Raw genomic sequence first — 20,458 nt, 5'->3', positions numbered from 1 at the left:
CGACGCCGGGGCAACCAGGACTACTTCAGAACGATACGCTTGATGTCGCCGATGATAAAAATGTAGGCAATCACCCCGATCAGCGCCGTCAGTCCGACATAGATCAGCGCATAAAAGAAATCACCCGTGGCGGAGATAATCACGCCAATTATCAGTGGCGCAATAATTGACGCCATATTGGCGCAGAAATTAAATATGCCTCCGGTGAGGCCTGCCATATTTTCCGGAGCAATATCAGAAATTAATGTCCAGCCGAGACCGACCATCCCCTGACCAAAAAATGCCACCGACATAATAATAATTACCGTGCTATTGGCGCTTACCCAGTTCGCTGCAATAATACAGCTGGAAAGTAATAATCCGGAAATTATTGGTAATTTTCGACTAATGTTGACGGAGCCAGTACGCTTCAGTAAGCGGTCAGACAGCCAGCCACCGAACAGGATGCCGATCGCGGCGGCGAGGAAGGGCCAGGTGGCGAAGAAGCCGACATGAAGCCAGGGAAGATGGCGCTGGTCTGCCAGGTAGCTGGGAAACCATGTCAGGAAAAACACCAACGTGGTGTTCCCGGCGAACTGGCCAAGACTGGCGCCGACGATCTGACGACAGCCCAGCAGACGTCTGGCATCACGCCAGTTAAATGGAACGTTCTGGATTTTATTGTTAACACTGTTAACCCCGATATATTCCAGCTCTGCTTTATTAGCCGTGCGTGATTCGTAGGGTTCGTGATAAAAACGCCACCATGCAAAAGTAAATAAGATACCTAACCCGCCGGTAAGAAAAAATAACGTTCTCCAGCCATGGTGTTCGAGGATTAAAAATAATAACGGTGAGAAGGCGGCAAGTCCTATATATTCACCAACTGTATAAGTGGCTGTTGCCCGGGCGCGCTCGTGCTGGGGGAACCAGGTACTGACGATGCGACTGTTGGCCGGAAAACAGGGCGCTTCACTGACGCCAAGCCCCAGGCGCAGGAGTAACAAAGATTTAAGCCCGAGGGTGAAACTCTGTAATAGGGTAAACAGTGACCAGAAGAAAATGGCCAGCGTGTAGGTCAACTTGTTACCAAACCGGTCTAAAAACACACCGCCGGGGATCTGCGCCAGAGCATAGGTCCAGGCAAAAGCGGAGAAGATGATCCCCATCATCGCCGGATCGATATGGATTTCTTTGGTTAACTGTGGGGCAACAATACCCAGGATAGTGCGGTCGAGATAATTGATCATCGTTCCGAGAGACAACAGCAGGAGAATAAATATCCTTACGCGGCTTCTTTTTTTTGTCCCCGATGAGGAAGTGAGGACTTCCTGAGAGTTTGACATACTCATAGTGAGTTCCTTTAAAGTTTAAAATATTTTTGCATATATTCGCACATGCAAAAACATCTCCCGGAACCATAGATGTTATCTATGAATGGCAATGCCTTGTTGCACATTCATACGCTTCTCAAAATAATATTTGATGTAACGCCGATATTTACCCGCTCATACGCATTATTGGTGGCTTGCATGGTATATTAGCGTCAGTGCATTTATTCTTATATTATACGGGCAAAAATAATGAACCTAAAGCAACTTTATTATTTTAAGCGTTTGTCTGAAACCGAACATTACACCGAAGCGGCCTCCAGTTTGTGCATCACTCAGCCCTCGCTAAGCCATGCGATATCTGAGCTGGAGAAGGAGTTAGGGGTCGCGCTGTTCGCCAGACAGGGACGCAATGTCAAAATTACCCAAAACGGTAAACGTTTTCTGCCGTATGTAGATGACGCGTTGGCCTCGCTGGAAAATGGCCGAATGGTGTTGCAAAAAAATGGCGCTGAGAACAAAGAGAATATTCGCATCGCCTTTATCTACACGATGGGTGAATATGTTGTTCCACAGTTAATTAATAAATATTCTCTTTCACCTGAATGTCACAATGTGACTTTTTCTTTTACTCAGGGGACGTCATTAACGCTATTGCAGGAATTAAAAGCAGGAAAAGTCGACCTGGCGATCTGTTCCTATATTGCTGACGAACCAGATATTGATTTTATTCCTGTGATTCAGCAGGAGCTGGTCGTGGTCACGGCAAAGGATCACCCGCTGGCCCGGTTGTATGAACATGAAGTCGACCTGGTAGAGACGATCCATTATCCCTATATCTATTTTTCAGAAAATAGCGGTCTGCGTCCCTTTATCGATAATGTATTTATGCAGCAAAAGTTGCTGCCAGAGATTGCCTGCTATGTGGATGAGGATACCGCGATGGCTGGGCTGGTCAGTATTGACTATGGGATCGCGATCATGCCGCGTATCTCGGCGCTCTCCTATTACAATGTTCATATCCTGACGATTAAAAATACCATTCCCCCGCGCTATATCTATCTGGCGACGATGAAAGACAGGGTGCTTTCTCCAGCGCTACAGTCTTTTAAAAATGTGGTTATCCACGACAGCCAGAATATCTGTTAGCGGATGGCCCGGAGAATGCCTCCGGGCCATCGGTTTATCAGGAAAGAATATCCATTACTTCACGCAGCTTGGCGATGGCGATCTGCCCCGGCGCGGAGGCCTGACCAACGGTACCGAAAGTCATCGCCGAACCAAACAAGCGCCCGGTGACCCGGCTAACGCCACCGGATTTGCCCATCGACATAGTGATCAGCGGACGTGTGGCATACTTCTCTTTCATGGTCAGCGTGGCGGCCAGCAGGGTCAGAACATCCTGCGGTGACTGCGGCATCACCGCGATCTTCGGCAGGTCGGCCCCCAGATCCTGCATGCGGCGCAGGCGATAGATAATATCTTCCTGAGCCGGGGTCTTATGGAAATCATGATTACTCATGATCACCTTGACGCCCGCGGCATGCGCATCGTCAACCAGCGCGCGGATCTGCGCTTCATCATTGAACAGCTCGATATCGATAACATCAACCAGTCCGCTGCGCGCGGCTTCGCGGTTGAGCGCAAAATAGGCTTCGTCGCTGATCTCAGTCTCGCCACCTTCTTTCTTACTGCGGAAGGTGAACAGCAGCGGAAGTGCTTTCAGCGCGTGACGGATTTCCGCCAGCGCGGCCATTACCTGAGCCACTTCTCTGACCTGGGTAAAATGGTCCACGCGCCATTCGATAATATCGGCGCCGGCATCAACCAGACCTTGGGCGTTACGCAGCAGTTCATCCTGCGTTTTACCGATCAGCGGTACGCAAATTAAGGTTTCCCCTTCCTGGAAGGTGATGTTCTTTACGGTTACTGCATTTGTCATGTAGGTATCCATTATTTTTCGCGTTGAACTTCAGGCGGTGACTGCGGTGCGTGACACTTTTTGCGCCGCCCGAGCCTGCAGTTGACGATAGCCGATGTACAGGGCGATCACAAAGCCGATAACGGCGATCAGAAAATCAAACCACATAATGCTGGCGATACTGATCTGCGAAAGCTTTGCGGTGATCAACGGGATCGTGAAGCTGGCAATACTGCCGGCAGTGTAGAAGATGCCGGTTGCTTTGCCTTTTCCGTTCGGGAAGCTCATCGCCATGATTGTCGCACCCAGCTGCAGCACTCCGCCAGCAGCGGCAAAGCCGATGACAAAAGCAAAGCCGGTCACCATCATCGGCGTCGGGAACAGGCACACCAGCAGCAGCGAAATCATCGACAGGCCAGTATAAATAATCATCGCAATGGCCGAGCTAAACACCTCTTTGACGAAGGCGGCAGTTACAAAGACGCAAACCAGCGAGCCGACGGTATAGATGCTAAGCAGTTTAATCGCCGAGGCATAGGGCAGGCCGACGACGAACTGGCCGTACTGCGCCAGCCATTGGCTGACCAGATAGAAGGTCGCCATGCCGATATAACCGTACAGGGTGAAGATTACCATATCCAGCTTATTAGCCTGTGGCCGGACAGCTGTTTCCGCCTGCGCCGTAGGGGCTTCCTCTTTTTTCGCTGCCTGGCTGTCAGGGAACGGCATTTTAAGCAGGTAAATCCCGCTCAGTACAAAGAGTGCTGCCGCAATCACGAACGACCAGCCGAACCACAGATTTGCCCATATCAGGAAGCTGATAATGAACGGCAACAGGAACTGTCCGGCGGAAACGAAGGCTTTGATCAGCACGTTGGCCCGGCTGGCGGAGTGAGGGAAAGACTCCATCAGCGCCGGATAGGTACCGGAGTCGAGGAAGCTGTTCGCCAGGCCCGCCATAATGCCGAATACGTAAGCCAGATAGATATTTTTGGTCAGCAGGATGCCGACGAAAAAGATCAGATAGCTCAGGATCCCAAGATAGATAAAGGGCTTACGACCAAAGCGATCCGACAGGAAGCCGGTCACGATGGTTGCCAGTTTGCCGATACCTAGCGAAGAGATCACCACCGATACGCCGGCCGCGTCCGTTCCCCACTGTTCCTGAAGATGGGCCATGTTGAGCGTGATTAACAGCACCCCCATGCCATGAATCAGGTAGTTGAGGTACAGCCCTGCCGCAGTAGGGATGTATTTATTTTTCATCGCTTGCCCCTTAGAACAGGATGCTTTTGATGTAATCAACCGGCATCTGTTTGCCCGTCCAGATTTCGAACGCGCGCGCGCCTTGCCACAGCATCATGCCCAGGCCGTTCAGCGTACGGCAGCCTTTTTTCTCTGCAACTTCCAGCAGGTGGGTTTTACGCGGGTTGTAGACGACGTCGGAGACGATCAGGTCCGGGCGCAGGAAGCTGTCATCCGGCAGCAACATTTGGCCTTCGAACGGCTTCATGCCTACACCGGTAGCATTGGTGAGGATCACACTGCTGTCGATTTCGGCGCGCAGCTTGTCATGATCGTCCAGATCGAACAGATGGATCTCGCAGTTGGTGTTGTTGCGGATCTTGGCCACGGTTTCTTCTGCGTTGGCGAAGAATTTATCGCGACGGTTAAAGATAGAGATCGCCTTCACGCCATCCAGTGCTGCCTGGACGCAGAGCGCCGTTGCCGCGCCGCCGGCGCCGAGTACGGTCATCTTCTTGCCGATGATATCGATACCGGCTTCGCTAAGGGCGCGCATGTAGCCGGTGCCATCGGTGATATGTCCGGTCAGTACGCCGTCGTCGTTGACCACGGTATTGACCGCCCCGACCAGCTGTGCCGCCGGCGACAGTTTATCGAGATACTGGCAAATCTCGGTTTTGTTCGGCATAGAGACGTTAAAGCCGCGCAGCTTCATCGCCCGGAAGCCCTGCACCACGTCTTTCAGCTCCTGGTTACCCACTTCAAAAGCGAGATAGACATAGTCCAGCCCGAGATGGGCGAAAGCTTCGTTGTGCATGGTGGGTGACATGCTGTGACGAATCGGAGTCGCGATCAGGCCAATCAGCTCAGTGTGTCCAGTAATACGTTCTGCCATGACAAAAATCCTCAATAAGTTAGAAAGGGAATTCGTTGTGCTTCGCGGCTGCCAAGCGCACCCATGTCTTCCAGGGTGTCCAGCACGTTGCGGCCTTCGCGGATGCCGTCGATAATGCGCCGTGCCATCAGGCTGTCGCCGATATTCATGATTTTGACGTTATTGGCATTGGCCCAGCGTTCGATCTCGTCGAGACCGGCCCGGTTGGCATGCATCCCCAGGCAGACAAAGCCGTAGTCGAAGGGGATATCGAAGGTCTGTTGCGCATTTTTCACCTGGAAGTGATCGGCTGCGACCGCCATTAATTGGGTATTCATGTGCTGCTCGACCTGATACTCGTCAAGCATGGTCAACATGGCATTTTTAGTAATGATGTCGAGATCGCGACCTGCGGCGTCCTGCATCTCGATTAGCACCGCCTGTGCGCCGCGAGCGGTAAAATATTCGATAACGTCAAGGCCAACGGCACCTGCGCCGACGACGGCGATGCGTTTACCTTTGATGTCGGTAAATTTCGCCAGATTGTCGATCATGCCGGTAATGGAAAAGACCTTGCCGTTCTCGACGTCAATGTTTTCCCGTAATCCTTCGATTGGCGGCAGTAGCGGAGTTGAACCGGTGGCATTGACAATCAGATGCGGACGCAGGGCGGAGACTGACGCCACGTCGGCCCGTTTGCCGACCTGCAGCAACAGGTTGTCCAGCGAGGCGATACGATTTTTCATAAACTGCGGGAAATCAGCGATGCGTTTTTTCTCTGGCAGGCGGGAGATTTCGCTGGCGAGGCCGCCGACGTGGTTTTTCGCTTCCAGCAGCCAGGTATGGCAACCAACTTCCGCCGCGGTGCAGGCGGCTTCCATCCCGGCGGTACCGGCGCCGATGACCACCACGTTCGTTTCGCGATTGACGCGACGCATTTTGTAGGCGTCGCCATGAATGATGTCCGGATTAATCGAACAGCGCAGCGGGCGGGAGCGAGCGATGCGATGGTCGGCGCAGCCGATGTTGCAGGATATGCATTTACGCATCAGGCGCTCATTACCGCTTTGTACTTTCTGCACCCACTCCGGTTCAGCAATCAGACCGCGGCCAATAGCGATAAGATCGGCATCACCGCTGGCGAGAATATCCTCGGCCACCTGCGGTGAGCGGATATTGCCGGCGATGACCGTGGGCTTATGGAATTTGTCGCGTACCGCGCGGGAAAGATAGCGCTTCCAGCCATCCTCCAGCGACATTTGATCGATCTGCAGATTCAGGTTGTCGTTCTGTGCCGCCGAGACGTTAATGATATCGACTTTATCCTGACAGAGCTCAAGAATGCGCAGGGAATCTTCAAGGGTATTACCGCCCTTGAGGAAGTCGTCGGCGCTGATGCGCAAGCTGACAGGAAAACGAGGTCCGACGCAGGCGCGAACTTTGTCGACAATCAGACTTAATATCCGGGTGCGATTTTCGACGCTGCCGCCAAATTCATCGGTACGCTTATTAAATAACGGTGATAAAAACTGGCTAATTAAATAGGAGTGGCCAGCATGAATTTCGACGCTGTCAAAGCCGGCACGACGAACGCGTTCTGCGGCATCGCCAAATTTTTCTACCGCGTGATAAATCTCTTCATGGGTCATCGGGCGCGGAATATTACCGTGCTTCTTCGATGGCGTGGTGGAAGAAGAGAGCGGCGTCTGGCCTTCCAGTCGATAGGCATAAGCGGAAGCGCCAGCATGATTTAACTGAATGGATACGCAGGCGCCATGTTTATGCAGGGTCTCGGTTAATTTAAACAGGCGTGGAATGTATTGATCGTTATCGATACGTAGCTGTGTGGTGCCGTTGGAGGCGAAGGGAAAATCAATACAGATGTTTTCGATGGTAATAAGACCGGTACCGCCTTTGGCTCGAAGTTCATAGTATTCAAGCTGTTCCTGCGAGACCTCACCGTTGAGCGTGGCCATGTTGGTGCCCATTGGGGGCATGATTATGCGGTTTTTTAGCGTCATGCCGTTGATGGTCAACGGACTGAAAAGGTGCGGGTAGTGGCTCATCTCTTCTCTCCACAGGAGGCCGGGAGGCCGATATGCGGGGGCCCGGGCGTATCCTTAGTTAATATTTCTCTGTGGGAGAAGATAACGAGGAGGAAAATCGAAAAATAATGCTTTTTTTTGTCCTGAGCTATAGGGGTTCTCTATGGGATTAACGCTTCTTTCACATTGTTATATTTTTATCGTAAATACTCGTGCCTTATTTTTACTTGCAGTGAGGGGATAATACAAAAAACAGTCAGGAAGGAGAGGGAAAAAGCGAAATGATTCGTCTTTATGGCGTCTACCAGGTCCGCATTTTGCTCTGGTGATGAAGAAAATAATATTGTTTTTGTGCGTGAGATCGCAGTTTTCGCGGCAATAAAATATAAGCCCGGTCAGAAGACCGGGCCCGAAATTAATTCATAAACGCCGGCAGTTTCCGCTCATAGTCGGAGATCGCCTCTTCATGTTGCAGCGTCAGGCCGATGCTATCCAGGCCATTGAGCATGCAGTGGCGGCGGAAGTCGTCAATCTTAAAGCTGTAGGTTTTATCCCCCGCTTTAACCACCTGGGCTTCCAGATCCACTTCAAACGTAATGCCCGGGTTGCTCTGTACCAGTTTGAACAGTTCGTCGACCTGCTCGTCGCTGAGGGTAACCGGCAGCAGTTGGTTGTTAAAGCTGTTGCCGTAAAAGATATCGGCAAAGCTCGGGGCAATAACGACCTTAAAGCCGTAATCGGTCAGCGCCCATGGCGCGTGCTCGCGTGAGGAGCCGCAGCCGAAGTTTTCCCGCGCCAGCAGAATAGATGCGCCCTGGTACTCAGGAAAATTCAGTACAAATTCCGGGTTCGGCTGTTGACCTTTATCGTCGAGGAAACGCCAGTCGTTAAACAGGTGCGCGCCAAAGCCGGTGCGAGTGACCTTCTGCAAAAACTGCTTAGGAATGATCGCATCGGTATCGACGTTTGCAGCATCCAGCGGAACCACCAGGCCGGTATGTTGGGTAAATTTCTCTGCCATGATGGTCTCCTTACTTCAGATTACGGATATCGGCGAAATGACCGGTAACGGCTGCCGCGGCGGCCATGGCCGGGCTCACCAGGTGCGTGCGTCCGCCGCGACCCTGGCGGCCTTCAAAGTTACGGTTGCTGGTGGAGGCACAGCGCTCGCCGGGATTCAGGCGGTCGTTGTTCATCGCCAGGCACATAGAACAGCCCGGTAAACGCCACTCAAAGCCGGCTTCGATAAAGATCTTGTCCAGACCTTCCGCTTCCGCTTGCGCTTTCACCGGACCGGAACCCGGCACTACCAGTGCCTGCACACCCGGCGCCACTTTACGACCTTTGGCGATCTCTGCCGCGGCGCGTAAATCTTCGATGCGCGAGTTGGTGCAGGAGCCGATAAACACTTTATCGATAGCCACTTCCGTCAGAGGGATGCCGGATTTCAAGCCCATATAGGCCAGCGCTTTCTCGGCGCTGGCGCGTTCCACCGGATCGCTAAATGACGTCGGATCGGGGATAATATCCGTCACCGAAATCACCTGGCCCGGGTTGGTGCCCCAGGTCACCTGCGGAGCAATCTCTGCCGCCTGCAGCGTCACTACCGTATCAAAGGTCGCGCCTTCGTCGGTTTTCAGGGTTTTCCAGTACGCTACGGCATCGTCAAAATCTTTGCCTTTCGGCGCGTGCAGACGGCCACGTACGTAATTGAAAGTGGTTTCGTCCGGCGCGACCAGGCCCGCTTTTGCGCCCATCTCGATCGCCATGTTGCACAGGGTCATGCGGCCTTCCATGCTCAGATCGCGGATTGCTTCGCCGCAGAACTCAACCACATGGCCGGTGCCGCCGGCGCTACCGGTTTTACCAATGATAGCCAGCACAATATCTTTGGCGGTAATGCCCGGCGCCGCTTTGCCTTGCACTTCGATTTTCATGGTCTTCGCCCGGCCCTGTTTCAGGGTCTGGGTCGCCAGCACATGCTCCACTTCGGAGGTACCGATGCCAAACGCCAGCGCACCGAATGCGCCGTGGGTGGCGGTATGGGAGTCGCCGCAAACAATGGTCATCCCCGGCAGAGTGACGCCTTGTTCCGGGCCCATGACGTGAACGATACCTTGATACGGATGGTTCAGATCATACAGCTCAACGCCGAACTCTTTACAGTTCTTAATCAGCTCCTGCATCTGGATGCGGGCCATCTCACCGGACGCGTTAATATCTTTAGTCTGCGTCGAGACGTTGTGATCCATGGTGGCGAAGGTTTTACCCGGCTGACGCACCTGGCGACCGTGTGCACGCAGACCATCAAACGCCTGCGGCGAGGTCACTTCATGCACCAGGTGACGATCGATATACAGCAGCGGGGTTTCGTTTTGCGCCTCATATACCACGTGCGCATCAAACAATTTTTCGTATAACGTCTTCGCCATGATTACACCCCTTCTGCGACATAGCGGGCAATAATATCGCCCATTTCATCAGTGCTGACCGCCGCCGCGCCGCGCGCTAAGTCACCGGTACGAACGCCTTCTTCCAAAGCGCGGTTAATCGCGTTTTCAATCGCGGTTGCGGCCTCGTTGGCATTCATGCTGTAGCGCAGCAGCAGGGCCAGGGAGAGGATTTGCGCAATCGGGTTGGCGATATTTTTACCGGCGATATCCGGTGCGGAACCGCCCGCCGGTTCATACAGGCCAAAACCTTCTTCGTTCAGGCTGGCGGACGGCAGCATTCCCATCGAACCGGTGATCATCGCGCACTCGTCAGAGAGGATGTCGCCAAACAGGTTGGAGCACAGCAGCACGTCGAACTGGGACGGATCTTTAATCAACTGCATGGTGGCGTTGTCGATATACATATGTGCCAGCTCAACGTCCGGATACTCTTTACCAATCTCGCTGACGATTTCGCGCCACAGAATGGACGACTGCAGGACGTTGGCTTTATCGATGGAAGTGACTTTGTGACGACGTTTACGAGCGGATTCAAAAGCGATGCGCGCGATACGTTCGATCTCAAAGCGGTGATACACCTCAGTATCAAAGGCTTTCTCATGTTGACCGCTGCCTTCGCGGCCTTTCGGCTGGCCGAAGTAAATGCCGCCGGTCAGTTCGCGAACGCAGAGAATGTCGAAGCCGTTGGCGGCAATATCGGCGCGCAGCGGACAGAACGCTTCCAGCCCCTGATACAGTTTGGCCGGGCGCAGATTGCTGAACAGTTTGAAGTGTTTACGCAGCGGCAGCAGCGCGCCACGCTCTGGCTGCTCGGCAGGCGGTAAGTGTTCCCATTTCGGGCCGCCAACGGAGCCGAACAGGATCGCATCGGCTTGTTCGCATCCGGCGACGGTCGCCTGCGGCAGGGGAGTACCCTGGCGGTCGATGGCAATCCCGCCGACGTCGTATTGGCTGGTGGTAATGTGCATGGCAAAACGTTGACGCACGGCTTCCAGTACTTTCATCGCCTGGTTCATCACTTCCGGGCCAATGCCATCACCCGGCAAAACGGCAATATGGTAATTCTTCGACATTACACGGTTTCCTTATTGTTCTCTTTATTCTGAGCTTTGCGTTGCAATTCTTTTTCGACTTCGGCGGCGCGCCAGATGTTGTTCAGCACGTGTACCATGGCTTTTGCTGACGACTCAACGATATCCGTTGCCAGACCGACGCCATGGAAGCGGCGGCCGTTATAGTCAACCACGATATCCACCTGGCCCAGGGCGTCTTTGCCGTGACCTTTCGCGCTTAAGCCATACTTCACTAATTCAATGTTGTAATCGGTAACGCGGTTAATTGCCTGGTAGATAGCGTCAACCGGACCATTGCCGTTGGCGGCTTCAGTTTTGACTTCATCCCCACAGACCAGTTTGATCGAGGCGGTAGCGATATCGCTGGAGCCGGACTGGACGTTGAAGTAATCCAGACGGAAATGCTCCGGCTCTTCCTGTTGTTTGTTAATAAACGCCAGCGCTTCCAGATCGTAATCGAAGACCTGGCCCTTTTTGTCCGCCAGCTTCAGGAACGCGTCGTACAGATGATCCAGGTTGTAATCACTCTCCTGGTAGCCCATCTCTTCCATCCGGTGTTTTACCGCCGCGCGGCCGGAGCGGGAAGTCAGGTTCAGCTGCACCTGGTTCAGGCCGATAGATTCCGGGGTCATGATCTCGTAGTTCTCGCGGTTCTTCAGCACGCCGTCCTGGTGGATGCCAGAGGAGTGGGCGAAGGCGCCGGTACCGACGATAGCTTTGTTGGCCGGGATCGGCATATTGCAGATCTGGCTGACGGTCTGGCTGGTGCGCCAGATTTCATGATGATTAATGTTGGTGTGCACATTCATGATGTCTTTGCGCACTTTGATTGCCATGATCACTTCTTCCAGCGCGCAGTTCCCGGCGCGTTCGCCGATACCGTTCATTGCGCCTTCTACCTGGCGCGCACCGGCGTGGACGGCGGCGAGGGCGTTACCGACGGCGATACCCAGGTCATCATGGGTGTGGACGGAAATAATCGCCTTATCGATATTCGGCACGCGTTCATACAGTCCGCTGATGATGTTGGCGTATTCGAACGGCATAGTGTAGCCGACGGTATCCGGGATATTGATGGTGGTAGCGCCGGCGTTGATCGCCGCTTCCACGACGCGAGCCAGATCGGCAATCGGCGTACGGCCTGCGTCTTCACAGGAGAATTCGACATCGTTCGTATAATTACGCGCCCGTTTCACCATGTAGACCGCACGCTCAATGACTTCATCCAGGGTACTGCGCAGTTTGGTGGCGATATGCATCGGCGAGGTAGCAATAAAGGTATGGATGCGGAAAGCTTCGGCCACCTTTAAGGATTCCGCCGCCACGTCGATGTCTTTCTCGACACAGCGCGCCAGGGCGCAAACACGGCTGTTTTTAATGGTGCGCGCGATGGTTTGCACCGATTCAAAATCGCCCGGAGAGGAAACCGGAAAACCGACCTCCATCACATCGACACCCATCCGCTCAAGGGCCAGAGCGATCTGCAGTTTCTCTTTGACACTCAGGCTTGCCTGTAACGCTTGTTCGCCATCACGTAAGGTCGTATCGAAAATAATGACTTGCTGGCTCATGGTTTGGATCCTTAGTCTGTGTCCTGGCGCCTTGTTGACGAGCATAAAAAAACCCGCGCCAAGGCGCGGGTTTTATAGTCTTGCTGGAAGATGACTTAACGCTGAACGTCGCCCAACAGCCTACCGCGCAAATGGCATGCGTTTAGTAGTAGTAGGCTGGTGAAACGAGTGGTGCGAATCATTGCGTCAAACTCCAGATGAAATCGTTATGCTTTTAGAGTTACTGGATAGCCGTTTTAAAGTCAACCCCTGGCGCGGAAAAAGCGCTGTAAGCTGAGTGAAAGAATTAGCAAAATGTGCTGATAAAGTGCCTGTTTTGCCGAAGATCCTTTTTTGGACTTGCGTGGCGAGGCCTGCATTTGTTTCATTTGAAAAAATGCTTTGCATTCAATATGTCGCTACCAGATAGAGGGATTCGAAACGGTAAGAAAGCGCTATCTGAATGAAAATATTACATTTATTTTTTATGTGAATGTATTTGCGCGCTAACGGAATATTTTTCAATGATAATGGTTTGTTAATTTTATGGTGTTAAAAATAAAATGCTTTATTAATGCTTAAATTACACTTAACTCTCGGTGCTGTTTTTATTTTTGTGGTTTATGGTTACACTCACCATCATTAAGTAATTGGTATGGTTTAAGTGGTTCATTTTTCCCGTAAGTACCTTTTTTTCACTGCCACTCATAGCCTTGATATATTCCTAAAAATCTCCTTTGCTATTTTGCAAATGTCATTTACATGATAAATGATATTTTTGACGCTAATTATAGTGATTTAGTAAAGGGAATTCATCGTGACGGCGGAGTTAGATATGTTAATTGAAAGTCCAGAATATAAAACAGCCCCCGGACAGGAAGTCGTTAAACCTCAACTACGGATGGTTGATCTCAATCTGCTCACCGTTTTTGATGCGGTTATGCAAGAGCAGAATATTACCCGTGCGGCCCATGCACTTGGCATGTCGCAGCCCGCCGTGAGCAATGCCGTATCGCGCCTGAAGGTGATGTTTAATGACGAACTGTTTGTGCGCTATGGCCGCGGCATCCAGCCAACGGCGCGGGCCTATCAGCTGTTTGGTTCGGTGCGTCAGGCGCTGCAGCTGGTGCAAAACGAACTGCCGGGATCCGGTTTTGAACCGCTGAGCAGTGAGCGCGTTTTCCATCTGTGCGTTTGCAGTCCGCTGGATAACATCCTGACGTCGGTCATTTTTAATAAAGTCGCTGAGATCGCACCCAATATTCATTTGGTCTTTAAATCCGCGCTGAATCAAAATACAGAGCATCAGTTACGTTATCAGGAAACGGAATTTGTGATTAGCTATGAGGAGTTCCGACGCCCTGAGTTTGCCTGCGTACCGTTATTCAAAGATGAAATGGTTTTGGTTGCCAGTCGTCACCATCCGCGTATTTCAGGGCCGATCATGGAGGCTGATATTTACCAGGAAGAGCATGCTGCTGTTGCCCTCGACCGGTATGCATCATTCAGCCAGCCATGGTATGACACTGCCGATAAACAGGCGCGAATCGCCTATCAGGGAAATGCCATGGTCAGCGTATTAAACGTGGTATCACAAACGCAGATGGTTGCCATTGCACCGCGCTGGCTGGCTAATGAGTATGCCGATCAATTAGCACTGCAAATATTACCGTTGCCGTTGAAGATCAACAGCCGGACCTGCTATCTCTCCTGGCATGAGGCCGCCGGTCGTGATAAAGGCCACCAGTGGATGGAAGAGTTGCTGGTGGATATTTGTAAGCGCTGAGTCATGGCGCAGGAATGAAAGGAGCTTCGGCTCCTTTTTTTATATGATTAAAATTCGATAATGCAGAATTTTATTCTGTTCACGTTGTCGGCATGGCTTGCCGGGTGCATGAAAAATGGATCAATTCCTGTGAACGCGCCTTTTCCCCGAGTATTTACTATTCCCTTTTCTTATCTCTGAAGCATTCCACCATATTTTCATCTCTCCGCTTTCTTTTCTTCTTATTACGCAAGGAAAGCTAGCCGGGTAGCGAATTGCCTGCCCGCTGGCGAGCAGTTATGGTAGTGGCAGGCAGTCCATTCACCTCAGTGCGGAGGGTTTCCCCTTCGCATCGTGCGAGCGCGCGGAAATTGAGTTCCGCTGTCGTAAAACAATAAGCCTGGAGGCAAACCATGGAGATGTTGTCAGGAGCCGAGATGGTCGTCCAATCGCTTGTCGATCAGGGCGTCAAGCAAGTATTCGGCTATCCCGGAGGCGCGGTCCTCGATATCTATGATGCGTTACATACCCTTGGCGGTATCGATCATGTGCTGGTTCGTCATGAGCAGGCGGCTGTGCATATGGCGGATGGCCTGGCACGGGCGACCGGAGAGGTCGGTGTGGTGCTGGTCACCTCAGGACCGGGGGCGACAAACGCGATCACTGGCATCGCGACGGCCTATATGGACTCCATCCCACTGGTGATCCTCTCCGGGCAGGTGGCGACATCGCTTATCGGCTACGATGCTTTCCAGGAGTGCGATATGGTCGGTATTTCCCGGCCGGTGGTAAAACACAGTTTTCTGGTGAAACAGACTGAAGATATTCCGGGGGTTCTGAAGAAAGCCTTCTGGCTGGCAGCCAGTGGCCGTCCCGGACCGGTGGTGGTCGATTTGCCGAAAGATATCCTCAATCCGGCGAAAAAACTGCCGTACGCCTGGCCAGATTCGGTCAGTATGCGTTCGTATAATCCGACGACCAGCGGTCATAAAGGACAAATTAAACGTGCCCTTCAGACTCTGGTGGCGGCTAAAAAACCGGTCGTTTATGTCGGCGGCGGGGCGATCAATGCGCATTGCGAACCTCAGCTGCGCGAGCTGGTTGAAAAGCTGAAGCTACCGGTGGCCTCATCCCTGATGGGACTCGGCGCTTTTCCGGCGACGCATACGCAGGCGCTGGGGATGTTGGGGATGCATGGCACTTATGAAGCCAACATGACGATGCACCATTCAGACGTCATTTTCGCCGTTGGTGTGCGTTTTGACGATCGGACGACCAATAATCTGGCTAAGTATTGTCCGAACGCGACGGTATTGCATATTGATATCGATCCGACCTCGATCTCGAAAACGGTACCGGCAGATGTACCGATCGTCGGCGATGCCCGCCTGGTGCTGGAGCAGATGCTGGAGCTATTAGAGCAGGAAGAGGCGCAGCAACCGCTGGATGACATTCGCGACTGGTGGCAGCAGATTGAGCAATGGCGCGCCCGTCATTGTCTGCGTTACGATGCGCAGAGCGATAAGATCAAGCCGCAGGCGGTCATTGAAACTATCTGGCGTCTGACGCATGGCGATGCTTATGTCACTTCTGATGTAGGTCAGCATCAGATGTTTGCCGCACTCTATTATCCCTTTGACAAACCGCGGCGCTGGATTAACTCCGGCGGTCTCGGCACCATGGGCTTTGGCTTACCGGCTGCGCTGGGGGTCAAAATGGCCCTGCCGGACGAAATGGTGGTCTGCGTCACCGGCGACGGCAGTATCCAGATGAACATTCAGGAACTCTCCACTGCGCTGCAGTATGAGCTGCCGGTCCTGGTGCTTAACCTCAACAACCGTTATCTCGGGATGGTGAAGCAATGGCAGGATATGCTTTATTCCGGGCGTCACTCGCAGTCCTATATGGAATCGCTACCGGACTTTGTCCGTCTGGCGGAAGCCTATGGCCACGTCGGGATCCGCATCAGCGAGCCGCAGGAGCTGGAGACGAAGCTTGCTGAAGCCCTGGAGCAGGTGCGCCAGCGCCGGCTGGTATTTGTCGATGTGACCGTCGACGGCAGTGAGCATGTGTACCCCATGCAGATCCGCGGCGGCGGCATGGATGAGATGTGGTTGAGTAAAACGGAGAGGACCTGATTATGCGCCGGATATTATCGGTATTACTGGAAAACGAATCGGGCGCTTTGTCCCGCGTTATCGGCCTCTTTTCCCAGCGCGGCTATAATATAGAAAGCCTGACGGTCGCGCCGACGGACGATCCCACTCTCTCCAGGATGACCATCCAGACCGTGGGCGATGAAAAAGCGATTGAGCAGATCGAAAAGCAGTTACACAAGCTGGTGGATGTTCTGCGGGTCAGCGAGCTGGGGCAGGGGGCTCATGTTGAACGCGAAATTATGCTGGTGAAGGTTCAGGCCAGCGGCTATGGCCGTGAAGAAGTGAAGCGCAACACCGAAATCTTCCGCGGACAGATAATCGACGTGACGCCTACTATCTATACCGTCCAGCTCGCCGGTACCAGCGATAAGCTTGACGCCTTTCTCGCTTCGCTGCGTGATGTCGCGCGCATTGTCGAAGTGGCTCGCTCCGGCGTGGTCGGCCTGTCTCGCGGTGATAAAATCATGCGCTGAGGAGCGGGAACTGCTGTAAAAATAGCCCGGCAGCGACTGTCGGGCTTTTTTTTTGCGAAATCAGTAGGAACTGTAAGCGAAAGCGGTTGCTGCGCTAACTATTCTGCGCTTAGATGTTATAAAAAGGGTTCCATACCTGAATAATGGTTATGTTTGGCACTTCTTACCCAAGGGGCAATTGTGAAACTGGATGAAATCGCCCGGCTGGCCGGTGTTTCAAGAACCACCGCGAGCTATGTGATTAATGGCAAAGCGAAGCAGTACCGCGTAAGTGACAAAACGGTCGAGAAGGTGATGGCTGTCGTGCGAGAGCACAACTATCATCCGAATGCGGTCGCTGCTGGCCTGCGTGCAGGACGCACACGCTCTATCGGTCTGGTGATTCCGGATCTGGAAAACACCAGCTATACCCGCATTGCAAATTATCTGGAACGTCAGGCACGCCAGCGCGGCTATCAGTTGCTGATTGCCTGTTCAGAGGATCAGCCTGATAACGAGATGCGCTGCATTGAGCATCTGCTGCAGCGTCAGGTTGACGCTATTATCGTCTCCACCTCGCTGCCGCCGGAGCATCCGTTCTATCAGCGCTGGGCCAACGACCCGTTCCCGATTGTCGCTCTTGACCGCGCCCTTGATCGCGAGCACTTCACCAGCGTGGTCGGCGCAGACCAAGACGACGCCGAGATGCTCGCTGCCGAGCTGCGGACTTTCCCTGGCGAAACGGTGCTTTATCTCGGCGCGCTGCCGGAGCTATCGGTGAGCTTCCTGCGCGAACAAGGCTTTCGCAAAGCCTGGCAGGATGATCCGCGTGAGGTGCATTATCTCTATGCCAACAGCTATGAGCGTGAAGCGGCGGCCCAGCTGTTTGAGAAATGGCTGGAAACGCATCCGATGCCGCAGGCGCTGTTTACCACCTCTTTCGCACTGCTGCAGGGGGTGATGGATGTGACTTTGCGCCGCGAAGGCAAGCTGCCTTCCGAGCTGGCAATTGCCACCTTCGGCGATAACGAACTCCTCGATTTCCTGCAGTGTCCGGTGCTGGCCGTGGCGCAGCGTCATCGCGATGTGGCTGAACGGGTGCTGGAGATCGTCCTCGCCAGCCTTGATGAGCCGCGCAAGCCGAAGCCGGGCCTCAGCCGTATTCGCCGTAACCTCTATCGCCGCGGCAGCCTGAATCGCCGTTGACAGTGAAAGATCGCCAGCGCCCAGGATTATTCCTGGTAGGCCTGCAGAAGAGCAGGCCTTTGGCGATAAATCAGGCAACGAATGTCAAAAAAGCAAAACTGAATATATTTCAGACAAATCCCTAAACTTCTATATGCCTTATTTTGTTTTATTCCTGGGCAAACGTTTTGTCAGGCAAAACAGCGTCTGGAAAATGTTTACCCGGTGTTTAATTGTATTATTTTGTTACATTCACCAGGTTAATTGCTGAATTAACACTCATTTTGTTCATGCCGGTTCTTCGCTTGTGCCGTATCCCGCGTCTGGTCGGTCCCTCAGGCAGCAACAGGTACTGTTAACGGCCGGCATAATGGCCTAAAATGCCGCTCGCGTCGCAAACTGACACTTTATATTTTCCCGCCGAAGATATTTTGCTGTTTATAACTGTTACGAGTTTGTTGGTTATTTTCTTACACGTATTCATAACGTTAATTTGCCTCGCCTGTTGATGATTTTTTCATCAGGGCTAATGTCGGCTGTAAATAATGGGTTTTTGCGCTCCGTTGGCATCCGTGCTGGCTTGACAAGCTTTTCCTCCGCTCCGTAAACTCCTTCTGGTGGGAATTTGTGGGGTAAAGTGGCGAAAAGGGGTGAGGCTGGCATGTTCCGTGGAGCAACGTTAGTCAATCTTGACAGCAAAGGCCGCCTGGCCGTGCCAACGCGCTATCGCGATGGGCTGATCGAGGACGCTGCCGGTCAATTGGTATGCACCATTGACATTCATCACCCGTGCCTGCTGCTTTATCCATTGCCTGAATGGGAAGTCATCGAGCAAAAATTGTCGCGTTTATCGAGCATGAATCCCGTTGAGCGGCGCGTGCAGCGTCTGCTTCTGGGTCATGCCAGCGAATGTCAGATGGATAATGCTGGTCGCTTGTTGATAGCGCCAGTGTTACGGCAACATGCCGGGCTGACAAAAGAAGTGATGCTGGTCGGGCAGTTTAATAAATTTGAACTGTGGGACGAAACGACCTGGTATCAACGGGTCAAGGAAGATATCGACGCTGAGCAGTCCGCGACCGGTGAACTGTCGGAGCGCCTGCAGGATTTGTCTTTATAAAAATGATGGAAAATTTTAAACACACTACGGTACTTCTGGATGAAGCCGTTAATGGCCTCAATATTCGTCCAGACGGTATCTATATTGATGGTACTTTTGGTCGCGGTGGTCACTCGCGCCTGATCCTCTCCCAACTGGGGGCGGAAGGACGCCTGCTGGCAATCGATCGCGATCCGCAGGCCATTGCCGTTGCGCAAACCATCGATGATCCCCGCTTTTCCATCGTGCATGGTCCTTTTTCACAGCTCGCTGACTATGTCGCCGAGCGCAATCTTACCGGCAAAATCGACGGCATTTTGCTCGATCTCGGCGTCTCCTCGCCGCAGCTTGACGATGCGGAACGCGGCTTTTCCTTTATGCGCGACGGGCCGCTGGATATGCGCATGGATCCGACGCGCGGTCAGTCCGCGGCCGAATGGCTGCAGACGGCTGAAGAAGCCGATATCGCCTGGGTAATCAAAACCTTTGGCGAAGAGCGTTTCGGCAAGCGTATCGCCCGGGCGATCGTCGAACGTAATCGGATTGAACCGATGACCCGTACCAAAGAGCTGGCGGAGGTCATTGCCGCAGCGATGCCGGTAAAAGATAAGCACAAACATCCCGCGACCCGTACCTTCCAGGCGGTGCGCATTTGGGTAAACAGTGAACTGGAGGAGATAGAGCAGGCGCTAAAAAGCTCGCTCAGCGTGCTGGCTCCAGGTGGGCGGCTGTCGATCATTAGTTTTCATTCGCTGGAAGATCGCATTGTGAAACGCTTTATGCGTGAGCAAAGTCGCGGTCCGCAGGTTCCAGCGGGAATACCGATGACCGAAGCGCAGCTTAAAAAACTGGGCGGCCGTGAGTTGCGAGCACTAGGCAAGTTGATGCCGGGCGAAGAAGAGGTGGCAGAGAATCCACGTGCCCGTAGTTCAGTGCTGCGTATTGCAGAGAGGACGAACGCATGATCGGCAGAGTGACAGAGGCCTTAAGCAAGGTTAAAGGGTCGATAGGAAGCAACGAGCGCCATGCTTTGCCTGGCGTGATCGGTGACGACCTGCTGCGGTTTGGGAAGCTGCCACTCTGCCTGTTCATTTGCATCATTATTACGGCGATTACTGTGGTCACCACCGCCCATCACACGCGCCTGTTGACCGCGCAGCGTGAACAGCTGGTTCTGGAACGCGATGCTCTGGACATTGAGTGGCGCAACCTGATCCTCGAAGAGAACGCGCTCGGCGATCACAGCCGGGTTGAGCGGATCGCGACCGAGAAGTTGCAGATGCAACATGTCGATCCATCACAAGAAAATATCGTTGTACAGAAATAA

Annotated in this window: 18 protein-coding genes; 8 read left to right on the top strand and 10 right to left on the bottom strand. The window is 53.0% G+C overall.

What is annotated here, in order from left to right:
- Positions 1–20 precede the first annotated feature (20 nt).
- The gene (locus LGL98_RS21085; protein ID WP_136028927.1) at positions 21–1,331 is read right to left on the bottom strand and encodes an MFS transporter; all 1,311 of its coding nucleotides are present in this window, start codon (positions 1,329–1,331) and stop codon (positions 21–23) included.
- 231 nt (positions 1,332–1,562) lie between these two features.
- Here LGL98_RS21085 and LGL98_RS21080 point away from each other — a divergent pair, with 231 nt between their 5' ends.
- Positions 1,563–2,459: a LysR family transcriptional regulator gene (locus LGL98_RS21080; protein WP_095033450.1), complete on the top strand. Its 897-nt coding sequence runs from the start codon at positions 1,563–1,565 to the stop codon at positions 2,457–2,459.
- Between the two features lie 37 nt (positions 2,460–2,496).
- Here LGL98_RS21080 and aroD read toward each other — a convergent pair whose 3' ends face one another.
- The 9 genes from aroD to leuL all read right to left on the bottom strand — a co-directional run bounded on the left by aroD (position 2,497) and on the right by leuL (position 12,674).
- Positions 2,497–3,252, bottom strand: coding sequence for a type I 3-dehydroquinate dehydratase (gene aroD / locus LGL98_RS21075; RefSeq protein ID WP_136028930.1), 756 nt, complete (start codon positions 3,250–3,252; stop codon positions 2,497–2,499).
- Positions 3,253–3,282: 30 nt separating this feature from the next.
- Entirely contained in the window at positions 3,283–4,497 is a 1,215-nt protein-coding gene (locus LGL98_RS21070; RefSeq protein WP_004178591.1) for an MFS transporter, read from the bottom strand.
- Positions 4,498–4,507: 10 nt separating this feature from the next.
- Entirely contained in the window at positions 4,508–5,371 is an 864-nt protein-coding gene (locus tag LGL98_RS21065) for a shikimate dehydrogenase (RefSeq protein ID WP_025711014.1), read from the bottom strand.
- Positions 5,372–5,382: 11 nt separating this feature from the next.
- On the bottom strand, positions 5,383–7,416 hold the full coding sequence (locus LGL98_RS21060) for an oxidoreductase (RefSeq protein WP_136028933.1): 2,034 nt from the start codon (positions 7,414–7,416) through the stop codon (positions 5,383–5,385).
- A gap of 394 nt (positions 7,417–7,810) precedes the next feature.
- Positions 7,811–8,416: a 3-isopropylmalate dehydratase small subunit gene (gene leuD / locus LGL98_RS21055; RefSeq protein WP_136028935.1), complete on the bottom strand. Its 606-nt coding sequence runs from the start codon at positions 8,414–8,416 to the stop codon at positions 7,811–7,813.
- Between the two features lie 10 nt (positions 8,417–8,426).
- The gene (leuC, locus tag LGL98_RS21050) at positions 8,427–9,827 is read right to left on the bottom strand and encodes a 3-isopropylmalate dehydratase large subunit (RefSeq protein WP_136028936.1); all 1,401 of its coding nucleotides are present in this window, start codon (positions 9,825–9,827) and stop codon (positions 8,427–8,429) included.
- 2 nt (positions 9,828–9,829) lie between these two features.
- Positions 9,830–10,921 carry a 3-isopropylmalate dehydrogenase gene (gene leuB, locus LGL98_RS21045; protein WP_025711010.1) on the bottom strand — a complete coding sequence of 364 codons (1,092 nt, stop codon included), beginning with the start codon at positions 10,919–10,921 and terminating at the stop codon, positions 9,830–9,832.
- Complete coding sequence (gene leuA / locus LGL98_RS21040; RefSeq protein WP_136028938.1) at positions 10,921–12,492, bottom strand: 2-isopropylmalate synthase; 1,572 nt, start codon at positions 12,490–12,492, stop codon at positions 10,921–10,923. Before leuA ends, leuB begins: the two co-directional genes overlap by 1 nt.
- A gap of 95 nt (positions 12,493–12,587) precedes the next feature.
- Positions 12,588–12,674: a leu operon leader peptide gene (gene leuL / locus LGL98_RS21035; protein ID WP_136029099.1), complete on the bottom strand. Its 87-nt coding sequence runs from the start codon at positions 12,672–12,674 to the stop codon at positions 12,588–12,590.
- Positions 12,675–13,288: 614 nt separating this feature from the next.
- Between leuL and leuO the strand changes: the two genes are divergently transcribed.
- The 7 genes from leuO to ftsL all read left to right on the top strand — a co-directional run bounded on the left by leuO (position 13,289) and on the right by ftsL (position 20,458).
- Complete coding sequence (leuO, locus tag LGL98_RS21030) at positions 13,289–14,257, top strand: transcriptional regulator LeuO (RefSeq protein WP_136028940.1); 969 nt, start codon at positions 13,289–13,291, stop codon at positions 14,255–14,257.
- A gap of 392 nt (positions 14,258–14,649) precedes the next feature.
- Positions 14,650–16,374, top strand: a complete 1,725-nt coding sequence (ilvI, locus tag LGL98_RS21025; RefSeq protein ID WP_136028941.1) for an acetolactate synthase 3 large subunit — start codon at positions 14,650–14,652, stop codon at positions 16,372–16,374.
- A gap of 2 nt (positions 16,375–16,376) precedes the next feature.
- A complete protein-coding gene (ilvN, locus tag LGL98_RS21020) occupies positions 16,377–16,868 on the top strand; it encodes an acetolactate synthase small subunit (RefSeq protein WP_136028943.1) in 492 nt (163 codons plus the stop codon).
- 180 nt (positions 16,869–17,048) lie between these two features.
- Positions 17,049–18,053, top strand: a complete 1,005-nt coding sequence (gene cra / locus LGL98_RS21015; RefSeq protein ID WP_109546653.1) for a catabolite repressor/activator — start codon at positions 17,049–17,051, stop codon at positions 18,051–18,053.
- Between the two features lie 640 nt (positions 18,054–18,693).
- Complete coding sequence (mraZ, locus tag LGL98_RS21010) at positions 18,694–19,152, top strand: division/cell wall cluster transcriptional repressor MraZ (RefSeq protein WP_004204327.1); 459 nt, start codon at positions 18,694–18,696, stop codon at positions 19,150–19,152.
- 2 nt (positions 19,153–19,154) lie between these two features.
- Complete coding sequence (rsmH, locus tag LGL98_RS21005; RefSeq protein WP_025711004.1) at positions 19,155–20,096, top strand: 16S rRNA (cytosine(1402)-N(4))-methyltransferase RsmH; 942 nt, start codon at positions 19,155–19,157, stop codon at positions 20,094–20,096.
- Positions 20,093–20,458 (top strand): cell division protein FtsL, encoded by a 366-nt coding sequence (gene ftsL, locus LGL98_RS21000; protein ID WP_002888550.1) that lies wholly within the window; start codon positions 20,093–20,095, stop codon positions 20,456–20,458. The genes rsmH and ftsL overlap by 4 nt, the downstream gene beginning before the upstream one ends.

This window comes from Klebsiella africana, assembly GCF_020526085.1.
Lineage (GTDB): Bacteria > Pseudomonadota > Gammaproteobacteria > Enterobacterales > Enterobacteriaceae > Klebsiella > Klebsiella africana.
The sequence above is the reverse complement of the archived record's forward strand: the minus strand, read 5'-3'. Positions and strand labels throughout refer to the sequence as shown.

Bases quoted from the DNA above. Each gene is read 5' to 3' on its own strand.
- LGL98_RS21085 (WP_136028927.1), bottom strand. From the start codon at position 1,331: ATGAGTATGTCAAACTCTCAGGAAGTCCTCACTTCCTCATCGGGGACA.
- LGL98_RS21080 (WP_095033450.1), top strand. From the start codon at position 1,563: ATGAACCTAAAGCAACTTTATTATTTTAAGCGTTTGTCTGAAACCGAA.
- aroD (WP_136028930.1), bottom strand. From the start codon at position 3,252: ATGACAAATGCAGTAACCGTAAAGAACATCACCTTCCAGGAAGGGGAA.
- LGL98_RS21070 (WP_004178591.1), bottom strand. From the start codon at position 4,497: ATGAAAAATAAATACATCCCTACTGCGGCAGGGCTGTACCTCAACTAC.
- LGL98_RS21065 (WP_025711014.1), bottom strand. From the start codon at position 5,371: ATGGCAGAACGTATTACTGGACACACTGAGCTGATTGGCCTGATCGCG.
- LGL98_RS21060 (WP_136028933.1), bottom strand. From the start codon at position 7,416: ATGAGCCACTACCCGCACCTTTTCAGTCCGTTGACCATCAACGGCATG.
- leuD (WP_136028935.1), bottom strand. From the start codon at position 8,416: ATGGCAGAGAAATTTACCCAACATACCGGCCTGGTGGTTCCGCTGGAT.
- leuC (WP_136028936.1), bottom strand. From the start codon at position 9,827: ATGGCGAAGACGTTATACGAAAAATTGTTTGATGCGCACGTGGTATAT.
- leuB (WP_025711010.1), bottom strand. From the start codon at position 10,921: ATGTCGAAGAATTACCATATTGCCGTTTTGCCGGGTGATGGCATTGGC.
- leuA (WP_136028938.1), bottom strand. From the start codon at position 12,492: ATGAGCCAGCAAGTCATTATTTTCGATACGACCTTACGTGATGGCGAA.
- leuL (WP_136029099.1), bottom strand. From the start codon at position 12,674: ATGATTCGCACCACTCGTTTCACCAGCCTACTACTACTAAACGCATGC.
- ilvI (WP_136028941.1), top strand. From the start codon at position 14,650: ATGGAGATGTTGTCAGGAGCCGAGATGGTCGTCCAATCGCTTGTCGAT.
- ilvN (WP_136028943.1), top strand. From the start codon at position 16,377: ATGCGCCGGATATTATCGGTATTACTGGAAAACGAATCGGGCGCTTTG.
- mraZ (WP_004204327.1), top strand. From the start codon at position 18,694: ATGTTCCGTGGAGCAACGTTAGTCAATCTTGACAGCAAAGGCCGCCTG.
- rsmH (WP_025711004.1), top strand. From the start codon at position 19,155: ATGATGGAAAATTTTAAACACACTACGGTACTTCTGGATGAAGCCGTT.
- ftsL (WP_002888550.1), top strand. From the start codon at position 20,093: ATGATCGGCAGAGTGACAGAGGCCTTAAGCAAGGTTAAAGGGTCGATA.